The 24315-nt window shown below is 52.7% G+C and carries 22 protein-coding genes; 16 read left to right on the top strand and 6 right to left on the bottom strand.

Translation table 11 applies throughout. The features are described 5' to 3' along the window. Positions 1–19 precede the first annotated feature (19 nt). The 3 genes from MO867_RS00760 (at position 20) to slmA (ending at position 4154) form a co-directional block, all read left to right on the top strand. The gene (locus MO867_RS00760; protein ID WP_252464025.1) at positions 20–2383 is read left to right on the top strand and encodes a phosphomannomutase/phosphoglucomutase; all 2364 of its coding nucleotides are present in this window, start codon (positions 20–22) and stop codon (positions 2381–2383) included. A gap of 133 nt (positions 2384–2516) precedes the next feature. Beyond that, complete coding sequence (gene argB, locus MO867_RS00755) at positions 2517–3419, top strand: acetylglutamate kinase (protein WP_252464024.1); 903 nt, start codon at positions 2517–2519, stop codon at positions 3417–3419. A 126-nt stretch (positions 3420–3545) separates the two neighbouring features. Further along, positions 3546–4154, top strand: a complete 609-nt coding sequence (gene slmA, locus MO867_RS00750) for a nucleoid occlusion factor SlmA (RefSeq protein WP_252464023.1) — start codon at positions 3546–3548, stop codon at positions 4152–4154. A gap of 61 nt (positions 4155–4215) precedes the next feature. On the opposite strand, the gene MO867_RS00745 is transcribed toward slmA, so the two are convergent. Together MO867_RS00745 and pyrE are read right to left on the bottom strand one after the other, a co-directional pair. Continuing rightward, a complete protein-coding gene (locus MO867_RS00745; protein WP_252464022.1) occupies positions 4216–4821 on the bottom strand; it encodes a hypothetical protein in 606 nt (201 codons plus the stop codon). A gap of 47 nt (positions 4822–4868) precedes the next feature. Continuing rightward, positions 4869–5522, bottom strand: a complete 654-nt coding sequence (pyrE, locus tag MO867_RS00740; RefSeq protein ID WP_252464021.1) for an orotate phosphoribosyltransferase — start codon at positions 5520–5522, stop codon at positions 4869–4871. Positions 5523–5636: 114 nt separating this feature from the next. Here pyrE and MO867_RS00735 point away from each other — a divergent pair, with 114 nt between their 5' ends. Then, positions 5637–6404 carry an exodeoxyribonuclease III gene (locus MO867_RS00735; protein ID WP_252464020.1) on the top strand — a complete coding sequence of 256 codons (768 nt, stop codon included), beginning with the start codon at positions 5637–5639 and terminating at the stop codon, positions 6402–6404. 61 nt (positions 6405–6465) lie between these two features. On the opposite strand, the gene rph is transcribed toward MO867_RS00735, so the two are convergent. Then, entirely contained in the window at positions 6466–7185 is a 720-nt protein-coding gene (gene rph, locus MO867_RS00730; protein ID WP_252464019.1) for a ribonuclease PH, read from the bottom strand. Between the two features lie 109 nt (positions 7186–7294). Between rph and MO867_RS00725 the strand changes: the two genes are divergently transcribed. The 8 genes from MO867_RS00725 (at position 7295) to MO867_RS00690 (ending at position 16705) form a co-directional block, all read left to right on the top strand. Beyond that, positions 7295–8182, top strand: a complete 888-nt coding sequence (locus MO867_RS00725; protein ID WP_252464018.1) for a YicC/YloC family endoribonuclease — start codon at positions 7295–7297, stop codon at positions 8180–8182. Between the two features lie 89 nt (positions 8183–8271). Next, the gene (locus MO867_RS00720) at positions 8272–8826 is read left to right on the top strand and encodes a rhomboid family intramembrane serine protease (RefSeq protein ID WP_252464017.1); all 555 of its coding nucleotides are present in this window, start codon (positions 8272–8274) and stop codon (positions 8824–8826) included. Positions 8827–9537: 711 nt separating this feature from the next. Beyond that, positions 9538–11280, top strand: coding sequence for a S8 family peptidase (locus MO867_RS00715; RefSeq protein WP_252464016.1), 1743 nt, complete (start codon positions 9538–9540; stop codon positions 11278–11280). Positions 11281–11580: 300 nt separating this feature from the next. Continuing rightward, complete coding sequence (locus tag MO867_RS00710) at positions 11581–12825, top strand: sterol desaturase family protein (protein WP_252464015.1); 1245 nt, start codon at positions 11581–11583, stop codon at positions 12823–12825. Between the two features lie 236 nt (positions 12826–13061). Next, entirely contained in the window at positions 13062–13682 is a 621-nt protein-coding gene (gene gmk / locus MO867_RS00705; RefSeq protein WP_252464014.1) for a guanylate kinase, read from the top strand. Positions 13683–13780: 98 nt separating this feature from the next. Further along, entirely contained in the window at positions 13781–14044 is a 264-nt protein-coding gene (gene rpoZ, locus MO867_RS00700; RefSeq protein ID WP_252464013.1) for a DNA-directed RNA polymerase subunit omega, read from the top strand. Between the two features lie 55 nt (positions 14045–14099). Beyond that, the gene (gene spoT / locus MO867_RS00695; RefSeq protein ID WP_252464012.1) at positions 14100–16217 is read left to right on the top strand and encodes a bifunctional GTP diphosphokinase/guanosine-3',5'-bis pyrophosphate 3'-pyrophosphohydrolase; all 2118 of its coding nucleotides are present in this window, start codon (positions 14100–14102) and stop codon (positions 16215–16217) included. A 104-nt stretch (positions 16218–16321) separates the two neighbouring features. After that, on the top strand, positions 16322–16705 hold the full coding sequence (locus MO867_RS00690; protein WP_252464011.1) for a Rid family detoxifying hydrolase: 384 nt from the start codon (positions 16322–16324) through the stop codon (positions 16703–16705). A 65-nt stretch (positions 16706–16770) separates the two neighbouring features. Here MO867_RS00690 and MO867_RS00685 read toward each other — a convergent pair whose 3' ends face one another. After that, on the bottom strand, positions 16771–17655 hold the full coding sequence (locus MO867_RS00685) for a sugar nucleotide-binding protein (RefSeq protein WP_252464010.1): 885 nt from the start codon (positions 17653–17655) through the stop codon (positions 16771–16773). A gap of 181 nt (positions 17656–17836) precedes the next feature. Continuing rightward, complete coding sequence (locus MO867_RS00680) at positions 17837–18097, bottom strand: GlsB/YeaQ/YmgE family stress response membrane protein (RefSeq protein ID WP_252464009.1); 261 nt, start codon at positions 18095–18097, stop codon at positions 17837–17839. A 189-nt stretch (positions 18098–18286) separates the two neighbouring features. On the opposite strand from MO867_RS00680, the gene MO867_RS00675 reads away from it, so the two are divergent. Together MO867_RS00675 and recG are read left to right on the top strand one after the other, a co-directional pair. Further along, positions 18287–19210, top strand: a complete 924-nt coding sequence (locus MO867_RS00675) for a hydrogen peroxide-inducible genes activator (protein ID WP_252464008.1) — start codon at positions 18287–18289, stop codon at positions 19208–19210. Then, positions 19189–21294 carry an ATP-dependent DNA helicase RecG gene (gene recG / locus MO867_RS00670; RefSeq protein ID WP_252464007.1) on the top strand — a complete coding sequence of 702 codons (2106 nt, stop codon included), beginning with the start codon at positions 19189–19191 and terminating at the stop codon, positions 21292–21294. Before MO867_RS00675 ends, recG begins: the two co-directional genes overlap by 22 nt. 10 nt (positions 21295–21304) lie before the next feature. Here the strand turns inward: recG and MO867_RS00665 are convergent, their stop codons facing one another. Continuing rightward, entirely contained in the window at positions 21305–22624 is a 1320-nt protein-coding gene (locus MO867_RS00665) for a dicarboxylate/amino acid:cation symporter (protein ID WP_252464006.1), read from the bottom strand. Between the two features lie 145 nt (positions 22625–22769). Between MO867_RS00665 and MO867_RS00660 the strand changes: the two genes are divergently transcribed. Both MO867_RS00660 and ubiA read left to right on the top strand, forming a co-directional pair. After that, positions 22770–23375: a chorismate--pyruvate lyase family protein gene (locus tag MO867_RS00660; protein WP_252464005.1), complete on the top strand. Its 606-nt coding sequence runs from the start codon at positions 22770–22772 to the stop codon at positions 23373–23375. Further along, positions 23372–24253 carry a 4-hydroxybenzoate octaprenyltransferase gene (ubiA, locus tag MO867_RS00655; protein ID WP_309143292.1) on the top strand — a complete coding sequence of 294 codons (882 nt, stop codon included), beginning with the start codon at positions 23372–23374 and terminating at the stop codon, positions 24251–24253. The genes MO867_RS00660 and ubiA overlap by 4 nt, the downstream gene beginning before the upstream one ends. Positions 24254–24315: the final 62 nt, after the last annotated feature.

Here is a 24315-nt window from a genome sequence, read left to right as displayed (position 1 = left end):
AGAAAAACCGAGCGTTACCATGTATAAAGGACTGATCCTGCCGTCACTTTTGGCTATCGTTGCCTGGCTAGGCGGCGCCTACCTGATCGTCGAGCACATGGTGACGCCGCACAATCACACCCAGGTAGAGCAAGCCGGGGAACAAAAAGTACGAAAGTTTGCCGATCCCCTACAGGCCTATCTTACGAACCGTTCAACCAAGCTGCGAGCATTGGCATCAGCCAAAACTCCAGTGACCGCGCTGATTACATCCGGCGACTTACCCGACCAAACCTCAGTCCAGGTTTTTTCTCCCGAGCAAATTCTGGTCGGCTCGGGGCAGTCCCCTTCACTTAATTTTGCACTGGTCGATTTATTAAAGCGCGGCCAGCAGGTCGCTGAGCTGCCTGTAGAAATATTGCGCACCGGCAATGAAAACAACTGGCAATTACACAGTATCGTCAGTCGACAAAGTGAACAACTGCTGGTGACCCAGCCCTTTGCGGTACTCGAAAACACGCTAGCAAAACTCGATACTGCTAGCGGACAGATTCAATTACTGCAGAAATTTCCCGATGCCCACAGTCAGACGCTGTGGCGCGGCGGTGACGGCAATGGCCATCAGGCATCTGTAGCGTTAAAGGGGAGCTACCTGAGCCTTAATTTCAGTCCCTCCAGCACTTTTGTAAAAGAACACAGCCTACCGACAGTTTGGTTTTATGCCGGCGCCGGGATTGGGATTGGGATTACGCTACTCCTACTGATCAAATTCCTGCCACGGGACTCCCGAGCACCCTGGGAAAGAAACAAGGAAGAGACGGGCAACGAACTGAATAAAGCCCACTCGGAGACTACTGATGAGAGCTCGGAGAAGGTGCCGAGCAGAGACTTTCTGCCACAAGGCCTGGCCTCCGCACCCAGTGCCACCAGCTCTACGGATAACAGCGAAAAGAAAGCGGTTACGAAGCGTTCAGAGGGTAAAGCTGTCAATAAGACCGAGCTATCACTGAGTACTGAATTTTCACAAGCTGTTTTCCGCGCTTACGATATCCGCGGTATAGCCGGTCGAGAAATTAACGAGCCTTTTGCCTATCAGCTGGGAAGAGCCCTCGGCACGCTGGCACAGCACGCTGGCGAGCATCTACTGCTGGTCGGCAGGGACGGTCGCAACAGTAGTGAACAACTTAGCCAATGCCTGATCGAGGGTATTCTCGACAGCGGGTGTCACTCTATAAATCTCGGCCTCGTGCCTTCACCACTGCTCTATTACGCCTGTGCAAAAGGGAAGAATACCAGCAGCGGCGTGATTGTTACCGCAAGCCATAACCCCGCTGAGTACAATGGCTTTAAAATAGTACTGAAAGGCCGTGCCATGGCGGAAGAAAAATTGCAGGGTCTCTACCGGCTGATGCAAAAGGGCCCATTCAAAAAGGGAGAGGGCAGCAACAGAGAGCAAGAGATCACCAGCAAATATATTGATGAAGTTTTCAACAATATTGCATTGGCCGGTCAGCCTCACCTGGTTGTAGATGCAGGTAACGGGGCCACCTCTACCTTGGCTCCCCGCCTATTCGAGCAGCTGGGTTGTGCCGTGACGCCGATTTTTTGCGAAGTGGATGGCAACTTTCCCAATCATGCGCCCGACCCCTCCAGACCTGAGAACCTCGAAGCACTGACTGACAAGGTATTGGAGACCGGAGCAGACCTGGGGGTGGCCCTGGATGGCGACGGTGATCGCGTAACCCTGATCTCAAGCAGTGGTCGCATTGCCTGGGCCGATCAGCTGGTTATGCTCTTGGCAAGAGATATCCTCGCTCGAAATCCCGGAGAAAATATCGTCTTCGATGTTAAGAGCAGCCGCAGCCTGTCCGAATTGATCGGTCAGTATGGTGGTCGACCGGTGATGTGGAAAACCGGTCACTCTCCCATGAAGGCCAAGATGCTGGAGACCAACGCTATTTTGGGTGGCGAGCTATCGGGGCATATTTTTATTAAAGACCGCTGGTTTGGTTTCGACGACGGCATCTATGCGGCCGCGCGAATTTTGGAAATTATGGCCCTGCGCGAGCAAAGCCTGGACGAACTTCTCGACACTCTGCCCAAAATGCACAGCACTCCGGAAATCCTGCTACCGGTAGAAGAAACTGAGAAATTTTCACTGATTGAACAACTGCGCAGTAAAGGGAGCTTCGGCAATGCTGACATCAATACCATCGATGGTTTGCGTATTGAATTTCCTGATGGCTGGGGCCTGATACGAGCCTCCAACACCACCAGCGCTCTGACCCTGCGCTTTGAGGCGGAAAATGAGCAAGCCCTTGAGCGCATTCGCGCAGAAGTCATGGGACAGCTCAAGTTAATAGCCCCAAAAATTGCAGTACCCGACTGGCAATTGCTCGATTAGGATAAAAGTGCCGCAGCTTGACGTCCAGCTGCGGTCTTTCAATCAAAAGAATCCTCGATTTGCATAGAATCTCTGGCGACCCCTAACAGGGCGGAACACCTGCTTCCCCGTCGCATAGTATAAGGAATTGTCCATGTCCCTAGATCAAAACTCCGCACTGCGTATCGCCCAGGTTCTCAACGAGGCACTGCCTTATATCCAGTGCTTTACAGGCAAAACCATTGTGGTCAAGTTCGGTGGTAACGCCATGATCGATGAGCAGCTGCAAAATAGTTTTGCGCGAGACATCATCCTGATGAAACTGGTCGGGATGAACCCAGTGGTTGTGCATGGCGGCGGCCCACAAATCGGGCAGCTACTGGAAAAACTCAATATTGAATCCCGTTTCGTGGACGGGATGCGAGTTACCGATAGCGAAACCATGGATGTTGTTGAAATGGTACTGGGAGGTACCGTCAATAAGCAGATCGTCAACCTGATTAACAAAAACGGGGGCCGCGCTGTTGGCGTTACCGGCAAGGATGGCCTTCTGATCAAAGCGCGTAAGTTGGCCAGAAAAAACGAGAACGCAGGGCTGCATGCCTCTGAAATTATTGACATCGGCCAGGTGGGTGAAGTGGAAAAGGTTAATATCGATGTGATCGATATGCTGATCCACAGTGATTTTATCCCGGTGATCGCCCCTATCGGGGTCGACAGTAACGGGGTTTCCTACAACATCAATGCAGACCTTGTTGCTGGCAAAATTGCAGAGCGGCTGAGAGCCGAAAAGCTCATGCTGCTAACCAATGTTGCGGGCCTACAAGACAAAGAAGGGAAAGTGCTCACCGGTTTAAGTACAAGCCAGGTCGAAGGCCTGATCAAGGATGGCACTATCTATGGCGGCATGCTGCCGAAAATCACCTGCGCTCTGGATGCCGTACAGGCAAGTGTTATTTCTGCTCACATTATCGACGGCCGTGTACCCCATGCAATATTGCTCGAAATTTTTACAAATAGAGGGGTTGGCACTTTGATTACCAACAATGAGGTGTAATCTGTGCCCCGGTAGGCCCTTGGCAATTGAAGACAGCCCGGCGAATCGGTAGGATTCCGCCGCCGCCAAATTAAGGCGACAAGAGCAAAACTAAATTCCGTCTCCCAAGCGGACCAAAGGCAGTCAATGAGCAGCGAAAAAATCAATCGGCGTCAACAAATCCTGGAAGCTCTGGCACATATGCTGGAAGTCAGCCCCGGCGCACGTATTACCACAGCAGCACTGGCCAAGGAGGTCGGCTTCTCTGAAGCCGCGCTATATCGCCACTTCCCCAGCAAGTCGAAAATGTTTGAGGGACTGATCGAATTTATCGAAGAGACCATCTTCAGCCGTATCGCCATAATTCTGCAAGAAGAGCCTTCAGCCCTCAACCGCTGCCAGAAAATTTTGCAGCTCCTGCTCGGCTTTTGTGAGCGCAATCCCGGGATTACCCGCCTACTCACTGGCGATGCCCTTACCGGAGAAACCGAGAGATTACACGGGCGCATCCTACAGTTGTTCGATCGCCTGGAAACCCAGATCAGGCAGATCCTGCGCGAGGCTGAGCTGCGCGAGCACCTGCGTCCAACCCTGCCTCTCGGCGGAGCTGCCAATCTCTTATTGGCCAGTGCCGAAGGACGTATCGTGCAGTATGTGCGCAGCGGCTTTAAACGGAAGCCCACAGAGTATTGGGCCGAACAATGGCCTGTGCTGACCGCAGGATTTTTTCGCGAAACGGTCGCCACCGCCAGATAGAGGCTTGCGCAAAAAGGTCAGCAGTGGGAAAGGGTACCCTGGGTAAGTGACCCGTTGCTGACTAATCCCCAGCGCCAAGTTCGGTGTAGCGGGCTGCCGCTTTATCGAAATCTGTGCCGATAGCATCAGACTCTGCAACACGCTGGCTGAGGCGCTCCTGCAGTACCGTCACCTCTGTTTTCAGATCAACAATGCGCTGCAGTAGCTCTGGCGCCACCTCGCGGCCCCCCCTTTGGGTGCGCGCCGCAGAGGCCTCTTCCTGAGCAATTTGACGGCGTAAACTGCCAACATTTGAACGCATAATCGCCATGTCCTGCTCGACTATCGCCAATTTGCGCGATCGCGCGCTCTCGATATCCGCGATACTGTTGTAGCGCTTGAGCAGCTTGCGGTCCGCGTCCTGCTGGACCTCGAGTTGGCGTTGCGCCTCGTACTCTGCCGGGCTCAACTGCGGTGCAACTACCTCAACAACACGACCGGTGAGCGCCAGAATTTCATAGCCGTTAGCAACAAATTTGGGCGGAATTGCATCGTTGATCACCAGGATGCCCTGGTCATCGGTATATCGATAGAGAACCCTGTCCTGGGTGTCCGCCGCAGCATGAGACTTGGCCGATACCCAAAGGAGGGAAGTAATCAATAGAAGTGCCACAGGGGCGATTCGCATCGCTCTTCTCTCTGAATAGCCCGGCCCACTGGGCATAAGATCAAGATTTATTGACCCGTCACACCATAGCGCTGCCGGTAGTCCACGATTTTTTGCAGGATTTCACTATCCTTCGACTCCTGCTCGAGAAAGCTGATCACATTGTCCAACTGCACAATGCTGACCACCGGGATATTGTACTGTCTCTCAACTTGTTGGATAGCGGAGAATTCACAATCTTCGCTCGCTTTTTCCTGGCGGTTTAAACCAATCACGACGCCCGCGGCTTCAGCGCCATGCGCATCGATAATTTGCATTACTTCGCGCACGGCAGTGCCCGCGGTAATTACATCATCGATAATCAAAACCTTGCCATTAAGCGGCGCACCCACTAAGGTTCCGCCTTCACCGTGATCCTTGGCTTCTTTTCGGTTGTAACAGAAAGGCTTGTCGACACCTTTCTGGGCCAGTGCCACGGCAGTCACCGCACCCAGCGGGATACCCTTGTAGGCCGGTCCAAAAATGACATCGAACTCCACTCCAGAAGCGATAATCGCCTCGGCGTAGGCCTGTCCCAGTGCGGCCAGTGCTGCACCGGAATGGAATCGACCGGCATTAAAGAAATAAGGACTCTGACGGCCTGATTTCAAAGTGAAGTCGCCGAAACACAAGACCTGATGATTCAGGGCAAGGTGGATAAAGTCGCGCTGATATTGCTGCATGAAAAATTGTTAACTATTGGCTAAGGTGAAGGGAGACCTCCCCGTAGCATTCCCGGGGATAGGCATGCAAATAATGTTTCTAATGATACACAGTCCGCTGGTAAGGGGCTAATAATGCGAATAGTGAGTTTGTCGGTAGACGGCGTTCATCAGGCTGCACAACGCGGTCTCTACGATTGGTTGGCGGAACAGGATGCAGACATCATCTGCCTCCAGGACCTGTGCTCTCTCGAGCCCGAATTGGACCACCCTATATTCCACCCCGACGGTTATTACAGTTATTTCTTCGACTCGGGTACACCCCATGAAAATGGAGTGGCTATCTACACCCGAAGTCAGCCCAAGGCCATTATTTTTGGCATGGGCTTTGCCAATGGCGAGGATATGTACGGCCGTTATTTGCAGGCGGACTTTGAGCGATTAAGTATTGGCTCGCTGCTTGCGCCTGTGGCTTCTGATGAGTCGTCTTTAGAGAAAAAGGTGCAATTCTTTGAAGATATGCAGGCGCACCTGCTTAAAATCAGCCGCAAGCGGCGTGACTTTATTTTCTGTGGGAACTGGGGCATGGCACACCGCCGTGCCGATGTACAAAACTGGCAGGACCATCAGGATTCTCCCGGTTTTATGCGTCACGAACAGCGCTGGCTGGATCAGCTCTTCAACGATGTCGGTTATGTCGACGCTTTCCGGCGCGTGGTAAAAGACACCGACGAATTTAGTTGGTGGCCGAGCGGCGCCATAGGTGAAGGCGACGGCTGGCGGACTGATATGCAGATCGTCTCACACGGATTAAAAAATCGTATCGAATACGGCGCAATTAATAAGAATGTGAACTTCTCCAGCCACCTGCCCGTTATCATGGACTACGACATCGAAGTCTAAATAGCGCCCACTCCCGATCCCGCCCACCTAGGGCAGGACCGGGGGTGAGTAACTACTGGAGCTACTCCTCCAACGCCCTCTTTTGCAACCCGATCAATTCACTGATTCCTGCCTTGCCAAGCCCTAGCATTTGTGCAAACTGCTTCTCGGAAAACGGCTCGCCTTCAGCAGTACCCTGAACTTCAATCATGCCGCCATCTTCAGCCATCACCAGATTCATATCTGTATCGGCTGCACTATCCTCGGGGTAATCCAAATCCAAAAGTGGCTCCCCTTTATAAATTCCCACAGACACAGCGGCCACCATATTTTTAAGTGGGTCTTCACTGATAATTTTTTCCCGCTGCATATGGCGTAAAGTATCTACCAATGCCACACAAGCACCAGTAATTGCGGCCGTCCGCGTGCCGCCATCGGCCTGAATGACATCACAGTCGATCGTGATCTGGTTCTCACCCAACTTTTTAAGATCTACCGACGCCCGCAGGGAACGCCCAATCAAACGCTGAATTTCCACCGTACGGCCACTCTGCTTGCCCTTGGCAGCCTCCCTCGGCATACGCGAGCCGGTTGAGCGCGGCAGCATGCCGTACTCCGCAGTGATCCATCCACTGCCCTGACCACGTAGAAACCGCGGAACTTCACTCGACAGGGAGGCATTACACAAAACTTTAGTATCGCCAAACTCAACCAGCACGGAGCCCTCTGCATGTCGGGTATAGTTGCGGGTAATTTTTACAGAGCGCAGTTGCGCCAGTGCGCGGCCACTAGGACGCTGCATAGTTCACCTCAAATATTGAATGAAAGCCCCGCATTATATACCCCAGCATCGCAATCCAAACGCTGTGTTATTATCCCGGGCCGATTAATACGCCTGCAGGGGATCAGCTATGGCCAATCAACGGGAACAGAACAAAGTGCGGAGCATGACGGCTTTCGGACGCGCCGAAGCTAATTACGCAAGCGGCACCGCTATCTGGGAACTGCGCTCGGTTAACCATCGCTACCTTGAACCGCATTTCCGTCTGCCGGAAGCCGCACGCTCCCTGGAAACACAGCTGCGTGACATACTTCGCAAAACACTCTCTCGCGGCAAAATTGAGTTAGCCCTTACCCTAAAACCCATCAGTGCCGAAAATACCGGACTTGAAATCAACCAGCCCCTTGCTCAAGCGCTTATTCAAGCGGCAAAGCAAGTGGCAAGCGGCGCTGAAATGCAACCGCTCAACCCTCTGCAGGTGCTTCAATGGCCCGGCGTTATCAGCGAGCCTGAAGCCGATCCGGATCAACAATCCTCGACCATACTGGCAGCTTTTCGTGAAGCCCTGGGACAGCTGTGTGCAAACCGTGAACGAGAGGGCGCTGAGCTGGCCAAATTTATCGAGGCCCGGCTAATGGGAATTGAGGAGCAAGTGGCGAATGTTCGCGAGCTGCTTCCGCAAATCCTTGAGGCGCAGAGAGAGAAGTTACGCAGTCGCCTCGAGGAGTTACAGGTTGAGCTGGACAAAGACCGGTTAGAGCAGGAGATTGTCCTGTTGGCCCAAAAAGCCGATGTGGATGAAGAGCTCGACCGCCTTAGTGCCCACACTTCCGAGACCCGTCGAGTATTGGCCGGCGGCGGTTCAATCGGCCGGCGTTTGGATTTTCTGATGCAGGAGTTTAACCGCGAGGCCAATACCTTGTCCTCCAAGTCCGTTGTAACCGATACAACCCAGGCTGCAGTAGAGCTCAAAGTCCTGATAGAACAAATGCGCGAACAAATCCAGAATATCGAGTAATCGATAGGGGCATTCTCACCATCCCTTGTGAATGCCCAACGCGATCCCAACCGAGAGAATTTTCCGCTTTATTTCACTGAGCAAAACCTATGCGACAAAACCTGAAATGGGTTGGGGCTATATTTTTAGCATTAGCCGTAATTGAAATTATTAACATAATAACCGGCCGCTCACTAAATCAATTTGGTATTGTTCCCCGCTCAATCAATCACCTGCCTCATATTTTCTCTGCGCCACTGCTCCATGCAAACACCTGGCATTTCTTTTCAAATATATTAACCCTGTGCATCTTCAGCTTTTTATTGTTGCAGTACGGAGTTAATACTTACCTGAAAGTGACTTTGACCATCATTATCACTACAGGCCTAGCCGTTTGGCTTTTTGCTGGAAGAGGCAATCACCTAGGGGCAAGCTCAGTGATCTATGGTTATTTCGGTTTTTTGCTGCTGGCCGGTTTTATCAGCAAGCAATTTAGCCGTTTACTGATATCTATTGTGGTTGGCCTGCTTTACGGAGGGCTTATCTTTGGTGTTTTACCACATGGAAGATATATTTCCTGGGAATCACACTTATTTGGTTTTATTTTCGGCCTCTTGGCTGCAAAGATATGGGCACGAGTGCCCAGCTACAATATAAGCCGTTAAGCATCTATCCCTTGGAGCAGAGTGGAGGTAGAGCCGCTACCCCCACTCTGCTGGTAGATAGAATTAAGTGTAACTTTCATAAAAAGCATAAATTAATCCAGCCTGTGTTTTTCAAATAATAAAGATATTTTTTGGCGCTGGATGATCATCTGAGTGTACGCTCAGCGGAGATATATCCTGGGAGTAATAGGTTGCTGATTTAGTCGCAGGTGCTGGGCTAACGTCCCCCAAAGGCCCTATGGATGGTGTATGACTTGGCTATGACAGGATATCAAAAACCGGCATGATCAAAGCTGCATAACAATTTTCAAAGTCATAATGTGACTTCCTAACAGACATAGATTTCTCACCATCTTTATTTGAAAATATTCGGAAACACTATTCCTCTCACCTTGTGAACCACGACACATTGCCTCCGTAACAAAATCTCATTAGCAAAAATTTTTTTCAAAATACATAAAATTGTCGTCATAAGCCACGCAATCCTCCACACCTCCACTGAGGACAATAATTTTAAGATCGTCACATAACTGTACCGAATTGAAACTTTGGTACCAATTTTGATCAAACTGACTAATTGATCTCGAATTTGGCAGTTTTTTGGACTGTCCGTTTGGCAAATTTATTTCGCCAGCTCGGAGCAATTCAGGAGTAACCGGTCTACCAGGATACTGATAACCGGATATAAATAATCTCGGAGAAATAACAATAATGAAATTAACATTGAAAAGTCTTTTACAAAAGACAGCTCTGGCAAGTACTTTTTCGTTACTGTGCACAACACCTTTCACTGCCCATGCACAAGAAGCTGACAACACACTACTAACCGATCGTATCATCGTGAAATACAAGGAAAACGCCAAGGTCGGACGAGCTACCACCATGGCCAAGGAGACGGTAGAAAAAGCCTCCCGGCGCGCCGGCCACAAGATGCGTCACCTACGCCGTATGGCCACTGGTGCCCAGGTAATGCGCCTGGAAGGCCGTAAAAACAGAGCCGAAGTGAACGCGATTATTGACCGCCTGAAACAGGACCCGGACGTAGAATACGCAGAACCGGACCTGATCATGCAAGCGATGGCTGAACCTAATGATTCCAGCTACCTCAATCAATGGCACTACTACGAGTCCACCGGTGGCTTGAATCTGCCATCAGCCTGGGATGTCACCCAGGGCGATGGGGTGGTAGTGGCGGTACTCGATACTGGTTACCTCCCCCACGCAGATCTGGTAGGCAATATTCTGCCGGGCTATGACATGATCTCCGACACCTTTGTCTCTGTGGATGGCGACGAGCGCGATGACGATCCCACAGATCCAGGTGATTGGCATACCGACTCTGCCTGTGGTGATGCCCCAAATATTCCCTCTGAAAGTGACAGCAGCTGGCACGGTACCCACGTAGCCGGCACCATCGCCGGGGTTACCAACAACAACATGGGCATTGCCGGTGTTGCCTATAAGGCCAAGATCGTACCCGTACGTGTACTTGGGCGTTGTGGTGGCTACACCTCAGACATTGCCGACGGCATCATCTGGGGCGCAGGTGGTTCCGTCAGCGGTCTGCCGGCCAATGAAAACCCAGCCCAAGTATTGAACCTGAGTCTCGGCGGTAACGGTAGCTGTGACACCACCACGCAAAACGCCGTCGATACCGCTCGCAGCCTCGGCGCAACAGTTGTTGTAGCTGCTGGTAACGATGGCGCTAACGCAAGCCAATACTCTCCCGCCAGCTGTGATGGTGTTGTTACCGTCGCTGCGACTGACCGCAGTGGCGGCCGCTCTTACTACTCTAACTACGGCAATGTGGTGGACGTTGCTGCACCGGGCGGAGCGCAGAGCTTTGCCAACGATCCCAATGGTATTCTCTCCACCCATAACAGTGGTTCTACAAATGCCGGCAGCGATAGCTACTACTACAGCCAGGGCACCAGTATGGCGGCACCCCATGTCGCCGGCGCTGCTGCATTGATCTATGCCGTTAACCCCGATGTAACCCCGGATGAAGTCGAGTCTATACTCACCAGCACCGCGCGTAGCTTCCCCTCTTCATGCAGCAGCTGTGGTGCCGGTATTGTCGATGCGGCAGCGGCTGTAGCAATGGCCAGCGGTGACGATAGCGGCAACGGTGATGGAGATGGAGATAGCAGTGGCGTTAGCTGGACAGAGAGTAACCTCTCAGATAGCCAGGGCAGTTGGAGCGATTTCACTATCGAAGTCGAGGCGGGAACTTCCAGCCTTAACATAGAGATGTCCGGTGGCTCTGGTGAGGTCGACCTCTATGTGCGCCATGGCAACTACCCAACTCTACGTCGATATGACTGCAGACCTTATCTTTGGGGCAATGAAGAAAGCTGTGCCATTAGCAACCCAGATTCCGGCACTTGGTATATCAGTATCTACGGCTACGAAGCCTACAGTGGTGTCACTCTGCAAGCGGAAGCCGCACCTTAAATAACAACCTTCTAGAGTGAATTAGGACCGGCATATGCCGGTCTTTTTCTTTGGGTAGAGCCTCATGAGGTTCATTCCCCTTTGGACGAAACCCAGGCACTCACTGCCATTCTTACTCGTTCGAACCCAGCATAACTGCCGCACAGATCCCTGATCTTTTTTATCCTTGCGATTAATACCCTACGCCCCAGTGAATACTGACTGATTTCATAATCCAAGCTTTACAGGCGTTTGCGATCTCATGCCTATGTGGCAGAGTCCATGGGATAAGCTATTCAATAATAAAAATTTGGGGTTGCTGTGAACCTGATTACTCTCGCTATTCCCTTTTTCCTCTTCGCTATATTACTGGAAGTCATCCTGGACCGCTGGAAGGGCTGGGGACTCTATCGATTGAATGATGCTATCGGAAACCTCAGCACAGGAATTCTCAGCCGCATTATCGGGCTGACTTACAAAAGCCTGTTTCTCGTTATCTACATCCCTCTTTTTGCACTGCTACAACCCTACTATCAACTGGTTGGCTTCCATTGGTCTATCGACAATGGCTGGCACTTGGCCCTGGCAGTTCTCGCATACGACTTCTGTTACTACTGGAAGCATCGTATTTGCCACGAGGTCAATATCTTTTGGGCGGAGCACCTGGTGCACCACCAGAGCGAGGATTACAACCTCACCACGGCGTTGCGTCAGTCATCGGGAGGCCTGCAACTGAATTGGATTTTCTATCTGCCGCTGCTGTTGATTGGTCTGCCAGCAGAGATTGTGATTGCAGCCGGAGCCATTGATCTCATTTACCAGTTTTGGGTTCACACCCAAAAAATACCCAAGATACGCTGGTTGGAATGGTTTCTGATTACCCCCTCCAATCACCGAGTGCACCACGCCCAGAATCGCGTCTATGTGGATAAAAACTACGGCGGAATATTGATTATTTGGGACCGCTTATTTGGCACTTATCAGCCAGAGCTGGAGGATGAACCCTGCCTTTATGGTGTGCGCAAACCCCTGAATACCTTTGATCCTGTCGCGGCCAACTTCCAGCATCTGAAACGCATGGCTCTAGATGCCTGGCATACTAAAAATTGGTGGGACAAATTTACACTGTGGTTCCGACCTACCGGCTACAGGCCCGCAGATGCAGAAAGCGCCATGCCTGTGACCTCCACTAACCTCGCCAACTTTAAACGCTTCAACCCGGAAATCAGTCGTGGCTTGCGTAACTACGCTTTTATCCAACACTTTTGCTACTCCGCCGCGACGCTTTCTCTGTTGTGGCTGAACAGCCAGCTGAGCTTTTGGCAACTACTCGGGACCGTGACAACCTTGATTTTCTGCCTAGCTATCAATGGAAGGATACTGGATGGTCATCCTAAGTCTTATTATCTGGAAAGCGCTCGGCTCGCAGCCCTGGCTTGCGCTATCCCCCTACTAAGCAACATGTTTGTACCACTATTCGTATCCTACCTCATCGCAAGCGCTTTGGTATGGTGGTGGTTGGCAAGCAAGCGTAAAGAGGATAAAGTCACTTTCGTTAGCGATTAGCAACAGGGGGTAACCCTCAATCTCAGGAGGTTGGTGGTGATTGAGAAAAACTCCCGCGAGGCTATCCCGACCGGGCTCAGGTGTACGGCTAGTCACGTACCCTGAATCTCCCAACACATACCCCCACTCCGGTCGGGGGCTAGCCTTGTCCCTTCACGACACCTCGCCACCATCGATCGCCGACAAGACGACAGCTTCGGTTATAATGGTCGCTTTGCTCGCGAACAGGATTAGTTGTGCATATAGGAACCCTCTACACCGTGTCCGCCCCCTCTGGCGCGGGGAAAACCAGCTTGGTTAAAATGCTGGTGGACAGCGATAACCAGGTTACCGTATCCGTTTCCCACACGACTCGCGCCAAACGCCCAGGCGAAACCCATGGCGTTGACTATCACTTTGTCGAGCGCGATAAATTTGTGTCGATGCTGGAGCGCGATGCCTTTTTTGAACATGCACAAGTCTACGGCGATAACTATTACGGCACTGCCAAAGCGGGCATTGAAGAAGTTCTCTCCAGTGGCCGCGATGTTATTCTGGAAATTGACTGGCAGGGGGCCGAGCAAGTGCGCCGCCTGTGCCCCGATGCGATCGGCATCTTTATTCTGCCCCCATCTCAAGAAGCCCTGCGCGAGCGACTGACAGGCCGTGGCCAGGATGATTTGGCGGTGATCGATCGCCGTATGGATCAGGCTATCGACGAGATGACCCACTACGTAGAAGCGGATTATCTGGTCATCAACGACAATTTTGACCAGGCGCTTACTGAACTCCGTGCGATAATTACCGCCCAACGGCTGCGTCTGGAACAACAACAGTTGCGCCATGGGGTGCTACTTAAAGCACTGTTGCGCCACTGAACTCATTGATCGAATTGCATACATTCCCCGGTCCGGTAAAATAGCCGGTCCCCTGTACAGAATTTGCCTTCGGGCAGAGAAATTGGAATCGAAAGTTTATGGCACGTATTACCGTTGAAGATTGCCTTGATCATGTAGACAACCGCTTCGAACTCGTTATCGTCGGCAGCAAACGCGCCCGTCAGATCGCTACAGGCGGCAGGGAACCTCTGGTTCCAGAGGAGAACGACAAGCCGACGGTAATCGCCCTGCGCGAAATCGAAGAGGGTCTGGTAGACGCCGGTATTCTGGACGAACCTGAGCGCGATGAAGCACCATCGGCAATGTCAGTACCGGCCTATCTTTCCGATCAGGAAATCTGATTCCGGTTTGTTTGAGCTGAATAATTTGTGAGTTTTATGAGAGGCACGCGCGGCATTGCACACCATAGATAGTCTGGCCCACCGCCTCTCTTCATACCTTCCCCCCGACCAGATTCAAATAGTCCGCCGCGCCTATTTCTACGCGGAGCAGGCTCACGATGGTCAGCAGCGCCGTTCCGGTGAACCCTATGTAACCCACCCGCTGGCAGTCGCCACCATACTCGCGGGCATGCATATGGATCACGAGAGCCTGGCCGCCGCCATGTTGCACGACGTGATTGAGGACACTGGTATTCCCAAAGCGGCGTTGGCCGAACAATTTGGGGGTGAGGTTGCCGATCTTGTCGATGGCGTATCCAAACTGACCCAGTTCGAGACCGATAGCCCGGCAGAGAAACAGGCAGAAAACTTCCAGAAGATGGCGCTGGCTATGGCTCGCGATATCCGTGTCATTCTGGTCAAGCTGGCCGACCGTCTGCACAACATGCGCACCCTCGGCGCACTGAAGCCACAAAAGCGCGCCCGTATCGCCCGTGAGACTCTGGAAATCTACGCACCGATCGCCCACCGCCTGGGCATGAATGACGTTCGTATTGAATTCGAGGACCGTGCCTTTTTCGCCATCTTTCCACTACGTGCCAGCCGTCTGCGCGCCGCGCTGGTTGCCGCACGCGGTAACCGTAAGGAACTGCTGGAGCAAATCCAAAATGCGATAGAGCTGCGCTTGCAAAGCGAAGGTATCAGCTCACTGGTGATCGGCCGCGAGAAACACCTGTTCAGCATTTACCAAAAAATGCGCGCCAAAAAGAAATCCTTTAAGGAGATTATGGATGTTTACGCCTTTCGCATTATTGTGGACAGCGTAGACACCTGTTATCGGGTCCTCGGCGTAATGCACAGCTTATACAAACCGGTAATCTCAGAATTTAAAGACTATGTGGCGATTCCCAAGTCGAATGGCTATCAGTCGCTGCACACGGTCCTGCTGGGAATGCACGGGGTGCCGATCGAAGTACAGATCCGCACCAAGGAAATGGATGAAATGGCCAATAGCGGTATTGCCGCTCACTGGCTGTACAAAGCCTCCGGCGACGAAGTGATCAACACCGGCGGCACTAGCCAGGTGCGCGCGCGGCGCTGGGTACAGGGGCTTCTGGAGATGCAGCAGCACGCCGGGGACTCGCTGGAATTTATTGAAAACGTAAAGATCGACCTATTCCCGGACGAAGTTTACGTTTTCACCCCCAAAGGACAAATTGTCGACCTCCCCGCCGGCGCCACTGCGGTGGATTTTGCCTACTCCGTACATACCGATATCGGCAATTCCTGTGTGGCAGTACGTATCAATCACCGCCTTGCGCCCCTATCACAACCCCTGGAAAGTGGACAGAAGGTAGAAATACTCACACGCAAAAGCGCACAGCCAAACCCCAACTGGCTCAACTTTGTCGTTACCGCTAAAGCCCGCAGCGCTATTCGCCACTTCCTCAAACACCAGCGCCACCACGATTCAATTACCTTGGGGCGGCGCTTGCTGGAAAAAGCCCTGGGTAAATTCGATACAAATCTCGATGCTCTGCTGCCGGAGCAATTGGAAGGCGCCTTAAAAGAAGCTAAATGCGCAACCCTGGACAAACTGCTGGAAGAAATAGGCATGGGCAACAAAGTCGCCTTCTCCGCCGCTAAACTGCTAGCGCCTGTTACCAGTGAAGAGACCGAGGCCAGCAATATCTCCTCGCCGCTGACTATCGATGCCCAGGAGGGCATGATGATCAGCTTTGCCCGCTGTTGTCGTCCGATTCCCGGAGATACCATCATCGGTCATATCAGCTCTGGCAAAGGCGTAGTGGTACACCGCGACACCTGCCGCAATACCAATGATTTTCGCGAGCACCCGGAAAATATCATGCTGGTGAACTGGTCACCGGATGTAACCGGGGAATTCCTTGGCGATGTACGCGTTGAAGTCGAGTCCGAGAGAGGCATCATTGCCCGCCTGGCCACTCGTATTACAGAAGAAGGCGCCAGTATCGAGCAAATCAATGTGGATGAAAAAGATGCACATAACAGTGTCATCTCCCTGACTCTCGAAGTCAGTGGCCGTATCCACCTGGCACGCGTGATGAAGCGACTCCGCAACCTACCTTCAGTTATCCGAATCGCCCGCCCCTAAAAGGTCTGGGTGGGAAACCGGATACGGCTGCCATTCGCCCGCAAAGCGCGATATATTTAGCGGTCTTCCTTTCCAATAAATATTGATACGTAATGGAGTACCTAATGCCCAATCGAGCCGTTATTAAAACCGACAGGGCACCCGCTGCAGCCGGTACCTATTCCCAGGCAGTCAAAGTAGACAACACCGTCTACTTGTCCGGGCAAATCGCCATGGACCCACTGACGCAAAAAATGATAGTCGGGGACTTTGTTGACCAGGTTCGCCAAGTGTTTCGCAATCTCAGCGCAGTGTGTGAAGCCGCAGATGGATCACTCCAGCATATCGTAAAGCTCAATCTTTACCTGACCGACAGCAATCACTTCGCCGCAGTTAATGAGGTAATGCCGGAATTCTTTGAAGAACCTTATCCCGCGCGAGCAACCGTGGCGGTGAAGGAATTACCGCGAGGAGCCCTATTTGAAGCCGAAGCAGTTATGGTGACCTGATATAGACGATTCCAGCGGGAGACCTTCCCACTGGAATTTATGGGGGGATAACAAAGGGGCCCGGCCTAACCCTCTGCCTCCAGCAGCGCGCTGTAGCCCACTTTGTAATCGGGATATTTTAGTTCGTAGCCACTGGCGAGCATATGCCTATTACTGAGTTTCTTTGAGCGACGCTCACTGGTTTGTACTATTTCACGCAGGTGCGCACTGGTATAACCCATGGCTTTTACCAGCCATTGCTGCAGCTCATACATGGGCACCGGTAAGCTATCCGCACCGATATAAAGCGGCTCCAGCGCCTGGCCCTGCTTGTGCTTTTCAATTAAGTGCAGCAAAAAGCCGATGCAATCATCCACATGAATACGATTACTGTATTGCGGCGGCTGTGGCGGCGCACAGCGCCCTGCACGCACCTGAGACAGCAGGCGATCACGCCCCGGACCATAAATGCCGGCAAAACGCACAATACAGCTATCCGGTATCGCATGACGGATGATTTCTTCTGCCGCCAGCAGACTGTCACCCTGAAACCCACTGGGTAGCGGCGGCGTCTGCTCATCGATAAAGTCATCTCCACTCTGACCATAGACGCGAGTGGAGGAAACCCAAATTACCAAGCGCGGCGCTTTGGGTAGATTCGGAATCACTTCCGCAAGCACTTTGGCAGTTTCCACATAAGCGCGGTGATAACCCGCCTGGGTATGCTCACTGGGCGTAAAAGTGGCGAGAACAACATCCGCTCCGGTCGACAGCAAGCCCTCAATATCTTCTTTCTTGGTGGCATCCCCCCTGCGCCACTTAACCACATCAGCTCGTCGCTTACTCGCGAGAGCCACCAGTGGGTTGCGCCGCATTCCGTAAATCGCATATTGCTTACGATCTATATGCAATGCCAATCTCGCTCCGAGGTCACCACACCCTAGGATCCATAGCTTTTCTTGTTGTGTCATAAAGTTCCCGGCAAATAGTCATGCTATTCGCCTTATTCCCTTGGTTCAGTGCTGTTTAATCCTAGTGAAGGTGCTAGTTATACGGGCACCTCAAAACATCCCACAAAAGATTGCAGGCCTCGAAAACCTATATCGAAACCGGAATGTGCGACTCGCGGTTCAAATCCTGTTGAAAACTGAACTAGTTACCCCGCCGTTTGAACATGCGGTAGATAGCGAGAAAGATAACCGCACCAATCGTTGCCGTTATTATGTCGCCAATTCCGAAACCAGTCACTGGCCCACCCAAACCGACCAGTGCTCCGAGCCACCCCCCAATGAAGGCACCAACGATACCGATCACCATAGTGACTATCCAACCACCAGGATCTCTCCCCGGCATGATCCACTTCGCCAATGCGCCGGCAATCAATCCGAGAATGACCCAGGATAGAACTCCCATGACGTACCTCCGTTCGGTGTGCCCCTTACAGATATAGCAAAATTTTGCGCCTCAATCCCACATGAATTCCCAAAACTAGTAAATTACCCCAATAATTGGCTTCAAATTACAGATTGAGACAGGATATTGGCCAGCGGCGATTATTTATGAATAATAACTATTACTAGCGGACACCTAATTGCCTTGACCATGACCCTTAATGAATTGCGCTACATCGTCACCCTCGCCCAGGAACAGCATTTTGGCCGTGCCGCCGAGCGCTGTTACGTCAGCCAACCAACACTGTCTATCGCCGTGAAAAAGCTGGAGAAGGAGCTCGGCGTCGCCTTGTTTGAACGCTCAAAAACCCGGGTACAGGCAACGCCTCTTGGGGAGAAAATCGTTGCCCAGTCGCAACTGGTCCTCGAGCAATCAGCGGCAATCAAAGATATTGCCAGCGCCGGTAAGGATCAACTGGCAAGCCCTCTGTCAGTTGGCGCTATCTTCACTATTGGCCCCTACCTGTTTCCACACTTTATTCCTCAGCTACAACACTTGGCACCCGGTATGCCTCTCTATGTAGAAGAGGGCTATACCGCCACTCTGCGCCAGAGACTCCGCAAAGGCGAGCTGGATGCCATTATTATCGCTCTGCCGTTTACTGAGCCGGACGTAGTTACCCAGCCCCTGTATGACGAACCCTTTGTCGTTCTGATGCCAGCTGGCCACCCATTGTCACAACAGGAGATTATCTCCCCGAATCAACTCACCGATGACAATGTTCTGCTGCTCGGAGAGGGCCACTGCTTTCGCGATCAGGTATTAGAAGCCTGCCCGGACTTGCAACTGACTATGGAGAAAGAGGCTGGTGGTGGCAGCATCCGCACTGCGGCCGATGGCAGCTCTCTGGAAACGCTTAGACATATGGTTGCATCGGGCCTAGGCATCACCGTACTCCCCTTGTCTGCCGCCACAGCATCGCAATACGCCAGCGGCCTGCTGGAAACCCGCCCCTTTACTGCACCCGGCCCACGCCGGACAATTGCACTGGCCTGGCGTGCGAGCTTTCCCCGACACCGCGCAATCGATATTCTTCGCGAGGCCATAAGCCAGTGTCACTTGAAAGAGGCATAAGTAACAATCTGGCTGAACTACCTATCATCACCCTGAAAGGGGTAGGGGACAAATTTGTCCAGGTATTGGCCAAGCTCCATATCCACTCCCTGCAGGACCTGCTGTTCCACTTGCCTTTGCGCTACCAGGATCGTACTCGAGTAGTGCCGATCGCAGGCCTCACCGCAGGTATGGATGTCGTGATTGAAGGGGAAGTCAGCGCGGCAGATATCGTCTTTGGCCGGCGTCGCAGTCTCATAGTGCGTATACAGGACAACAGCGGCACCCTAACACTGCGTTTCTTTCATTTTTCTGCCGCCCAGAAAAGCCGCTTTACCCCTGGTGTGCGGATACGCTGCTTTGGAGAGGCCCGCCGCGGCGCCAACGGCCTGGAGCTCTACCACCCGGAAACCGAAGTGGTCGGCAGTGAAAATGCGGTAACCGCTGACACCCTGACACCCGTCTACCCACTCACAGAAGGTGTGAGCCAGACCCGCATGCGCGGCCTGCTTGAACAAGCCCTGACACTACTCAAAGGCGGGGCTGTCACCGAATTGCTACCGGCTGAATTGCTGCCAAAAGCATTGCGCTATCCACTCGGGGATGCCCTGCTGTATTTGCACTCTCCCCCAGCCGGCACCCAGCTCGATCAACTGGCAGCGGGAATCCACCCCGCACAACAGCGCCTGGCCCTGGAGGAATTACTCGCCCACCACCTCAGTTTATTGGAGCTGCGAAGCAACAGCGCAAGAATTGCCGCCCCCCCTCTGCCAGTCAATCGATCCCTGGAGAGGGATTTTCTATCGCGTCTACCATTTTCCCTGACCGGTGCGCAGCAGCGAGTATGTGAGGAAATCTCTGAAGACTTGGCACAACAAACCCCAATGATGCGCCTTCTGCAAGGGGATGTAGGGGCCGGAAAGACTCTGGTCGCGGCACTGGCAGCGTTAAAAGGTATTGGCGCCGGTGCTCAAGTGGCGGTGATGGCGCCGACGGAGATCCTCGCCGAGCAGCACCGAATTAACTTTTGTCATTGGCTCGAACCTCTCGGGTTTGAAGTCGCCCAATTAACAGGCAGCTTAAAAGCCGCCGAACGACGTAAACAGCTGGCCAAAATTTCCAGCGGTGAAGCATTACTGGTGGTGGGCACCCATGCACTTTTCCAGGACGAGGTGGTTTTCCACAATCTGGTATTGGTCATTATTGATGAGCAGCACCGCTTCGGTGTACGTCAACGCTTAGAGCTAAGAGAAAAGGGCTCAGCCAGTGGCACTACCGGTAGGCTGCAGCCCCACCAACTTATCATGACGGCGACACCTATACCGCGCACCCTGGCCATGTCCGCCTTCGCCGATCTGGACTGTTCCATCATCGACGAGCTACCGCCAGGACGACAGCCTATCAACACCGTGGCTATTTCGGATGATCGCCGCGACCAGGTAATGGAGCGGGTACAGAGTGCCATTGGCCAAGGACGCCAAGCCTATTGGGTCTGCACCCTGATTGAAGAATCTGAAAGCCTGCAAGCCCAGGCTGCTGAATCGACAGCCGAAGAACTCGCCGAAATGTTGGAAGGTATGCGCGTGGCCCTGGTTCATGGCCGTCTCAAACCCGAGCAAAAAGAGCAGGTTATGAGCGCCTTCAAAGCGGGGGACGTGGATCTATTGGTGGCCACTACAGTGATCGAAGTTGGGGTCGATGTGCCCAATGCCAGCCTGATGATTATTGAAAACCCAGAGCGGCTGGGACTCGCCCAGTTACACCAGTTACGCGGCCGGGTAGGACGGGGTTCTATTGCCAGTCACTGCGTGCTGCTGTACGGCACACCGCTGTCGCAAAATGGCCGTGCGCGCCTGCAGGCCCTGAGACAATACAGCGATGGTTTCGCCATTGCCGAGGAGGACCTGCGCCTGCGCGGGCCCGGCGAAATACTGGGGACCCGTCAGACGGGAGAGATTCAGCACCGTATCGCAGACTTGCAAAGGGATGCAGAGCTGCTGCCGTATGTGCAGAAAATTGCGGCCTCTGCAAAGCTCTCAGCAGGGATGCGACAACGGTTGATCAGACGCTGGTTACAAAACAAGCCCCGCTTCGCCGAGGCTTGATAGAGGCGTCTTAGTGGGCGCCAACCGTATTGGTATTATCGTTGATACTGACACTCTTGTAATTGGCGTCATAGTAGGTCTCCTCATCCAGAGCGCCTTCACTCTTGGCCACCACACTACTCACCACCGCATCGCCAGTAATATTGACCGCAGTGCGCACCATATCCAGCAGGCGGTCAACGCCGATCACTATACCGATGCCTTCAAGTGGCAGGCCCACCTGCTGCAACACCATACCAAGCATAATCAGGCCGACACCCGGAACTCCGGCAGTGCCGATAGAAGCCAGGGTCGCTGTCAAGATCACCGTCAGGAATCCAGTTAAGCCGATCTCAATACCGAAGAACTGAGCAATAAAGACCGTAGCCACCCCCTGCATAATCGCGGTGCCATCCATATTGATGGTGGCGCCGAGGGGAACAGTGAATGCAGCAATTTTATTATCCACACCGAGGCGTTTCTCTACCGTTGCCAGGGTAACTGGAATGGTAGCTGCGGAAGAGGCCGTACTGAATGCGAATATCATTGTTGGGCGCATCTTCTTGAGTAATTCAAGAGGGTTGAGACCACTCAACAGCTTCAAAATCACGGAATAAGTACCCAATGCATGCAGAAGCAGAGCGCAGAGTACGACCAGGAAATACTTTCCAAGTTGGACCAAACCAGCAAGTCCAAGGTCAGCAAAAGTCTTCGCGAGCAGGGCAAATACACCGTAAGGCGCAAATACCATCAACACGCCCACCATACGCAGAACCACCGTGTTGAGGTCATTGAAGAAGGCGGCAATACGCTGGCCCGGCTCCCCACAGCGGGAAATTGCATAGCCCATCAGCAAGGCAAATACGATGATCTGCAACATATTACCTTCGACCATGGCCGCCACCGGGTTGGTGGGGAATATATTCACCAACACTTCGGAAAGCGGTGGGGACTCTTTAGGCTCAAAAGCTGAAGCTGCGGCTGCGGCAGCTTCATTTACACCAACTCCAGGTTGGAATATCAATGCCAGACACAATGCCAAAGTAATCGCAATGGCCGTTGTCACCATGTAAAGAAGGATAGTTTTACCTGCCAGTGGCCCAATTCGGCTACCTTCTGACAAGGCGCAAGCACCGCTGATCAGAGATACCAGAACTAAAGGCACCACCATCAACTTCAGTGAGGCGATAAAGATACGGCCGATAATATCGAACAGGCCTTCGGTCAGGTAAAGGTTAATAAAATTGTTCACGCCAGCACCGAACAGCTGGCTCATATTGAGGAAATTGAATAAGCATCCCACGGCAATACCCGCAAGCATCCCCACTAAAATTTTGGTTGTAAGCCCCATAACAAGCTTCTCTTTATGATTCGTTGTTTTCGTTGCAGTGAGCACTATATCCATTGCGTTGCTGAGGAGCAAAAATGCAACAGGGGAGACCCGTCGCCACTGACCGGGATACAATGCACCCTTTATTCAGACTGCGGAGTTAACGTTGCACCAATCACCGTTTGTGCCCTCTGGCGATTGGCAGAGTTTGCCGCTAGAAACCCAGCAACAACCCCCCAAAGCCCTGATCCCCTGGCTTTGCTATTCCGATTCACTGACTGCCGCGCTCAAGCGACAAAGTGGTGGCGACTTTTATGTGCAGGTTCTTCACCAGGGCTGGCAGTCACCTCACCCGGAAGAGTGCCGCGCACTCGGCTTGCGCGACGGCAGCCGAGCCCTGATACGAGAGGTGTTACTCCACGGCTGCGGCCAGCCTTGGGTATATGCCCGCAGCGTCTTGCCCGAACGCAGTCTCCAGGGAAAATCCCGTAACCTGCGCAGTCTGGACTCGCGCCCACTGGGGGAATTGCTATTTTGTGAGCCGGGAATTCGGCGCGGAGAAATTACTCTCAACCTGCTGGAGCGCTCACCCGCTTGCCAGTGTGTGGAACTCGGCGATAACGCCTCTACCGCTTGGGGACGACGCTCCGTTTTCTGGCTGCGGGACAAGCCGTTATTAGTAGCGGAAGCGTTTCTACCCCTATTCCAGCCAACAGGCGCCCCATATTTGCAAGAATTAGCCAAACCGACTCTGACAGAGGATTCACCGTGATCAGCCAACAGATCGCTCAACGCTGGCCAAGCGCACTACCCTACTGGCAACTGACGCGGATGGACAAACCTATCGGCTCACTGTTGTTACTCTGGCCCACTTGGTGTGCGCTGTGGCTGGCTGCAGAAGGATGGCCCGGATTCCATTTGTTTATTGTGTTTACTGCCGGTGTGATCCTGATGCGGGCAGCCGGATGTGCAGTTAACGACTATGCCGACCGCAAAATAGATGCCTATGTGGAGCGCACTGCAGCGCGCCCTCTGGCTACCGGGGCACTGACGCCAAAATCGGCACTGGCACTGTTTATGGGATTGAGTATCGTCGCGTTCTTGCTAGTGCTCACCACCAATAAGCTCGCGATCCTGCTCTCCCTAGTGGCGCTGGTACTGGCTTTTGCTTACCCATTTGCAAAACGTCACACCCACCTACCGCAGGTAGTATTGGGCACCGCCTTCAGTATGGGAATCCCCATGGCCTTTGCCGCCGTATCCGGCGAAGTGCCGCCACAAGCTTGGCTGCTCTTTACCGCCAATTTACTCTGGACACTCTGTTACGACACTTTCTACGCAATGGTGGATCGTGATGATGACCTCCAAATTGGGGTCAAATCCACTGCCATTTTATTTGGCGATATGGATAAGGCGCTAACCGCCACCCTGCAGGCCCTGGTCGTGCTGGCACTGCTTCTTATTGGATCGCGCTTTTCCCTGGGTATTTTTTACTATCTGGGGTTACTGGCAGTTGGCGGCCTGTTTGCCTATCAGCAGTGGCTGATTCGGGACAGGGAGAGAGAGGCCTGCTTTCAGGCTTTTATCAACAATAATTGGGTAGGATTTGCCATTTTTCTGGGCATATCACTGCATTTTCTGCTGAATTGAAACCTGATTGGGCACCCGGGCCAATCCGTCATATATTTGTCATGAAAATCCCGTTTAATCCC

This window comes from Microbulbifer okhotskensis, assembly GCF_023895975.1.
Classification (GTDB): Bacteria; Pseudomonadota; Gammaproteobacteria; order Pseudomonadales; family Cellvibrionaceae; genus Microbulbifer; species Microbulbifer okhotskensis.
The sequence above is the reverse complement of the archived record's forward strand: the minus strand, read 5'-3'. Positions and strand labels throughout refer to the sequence as shown.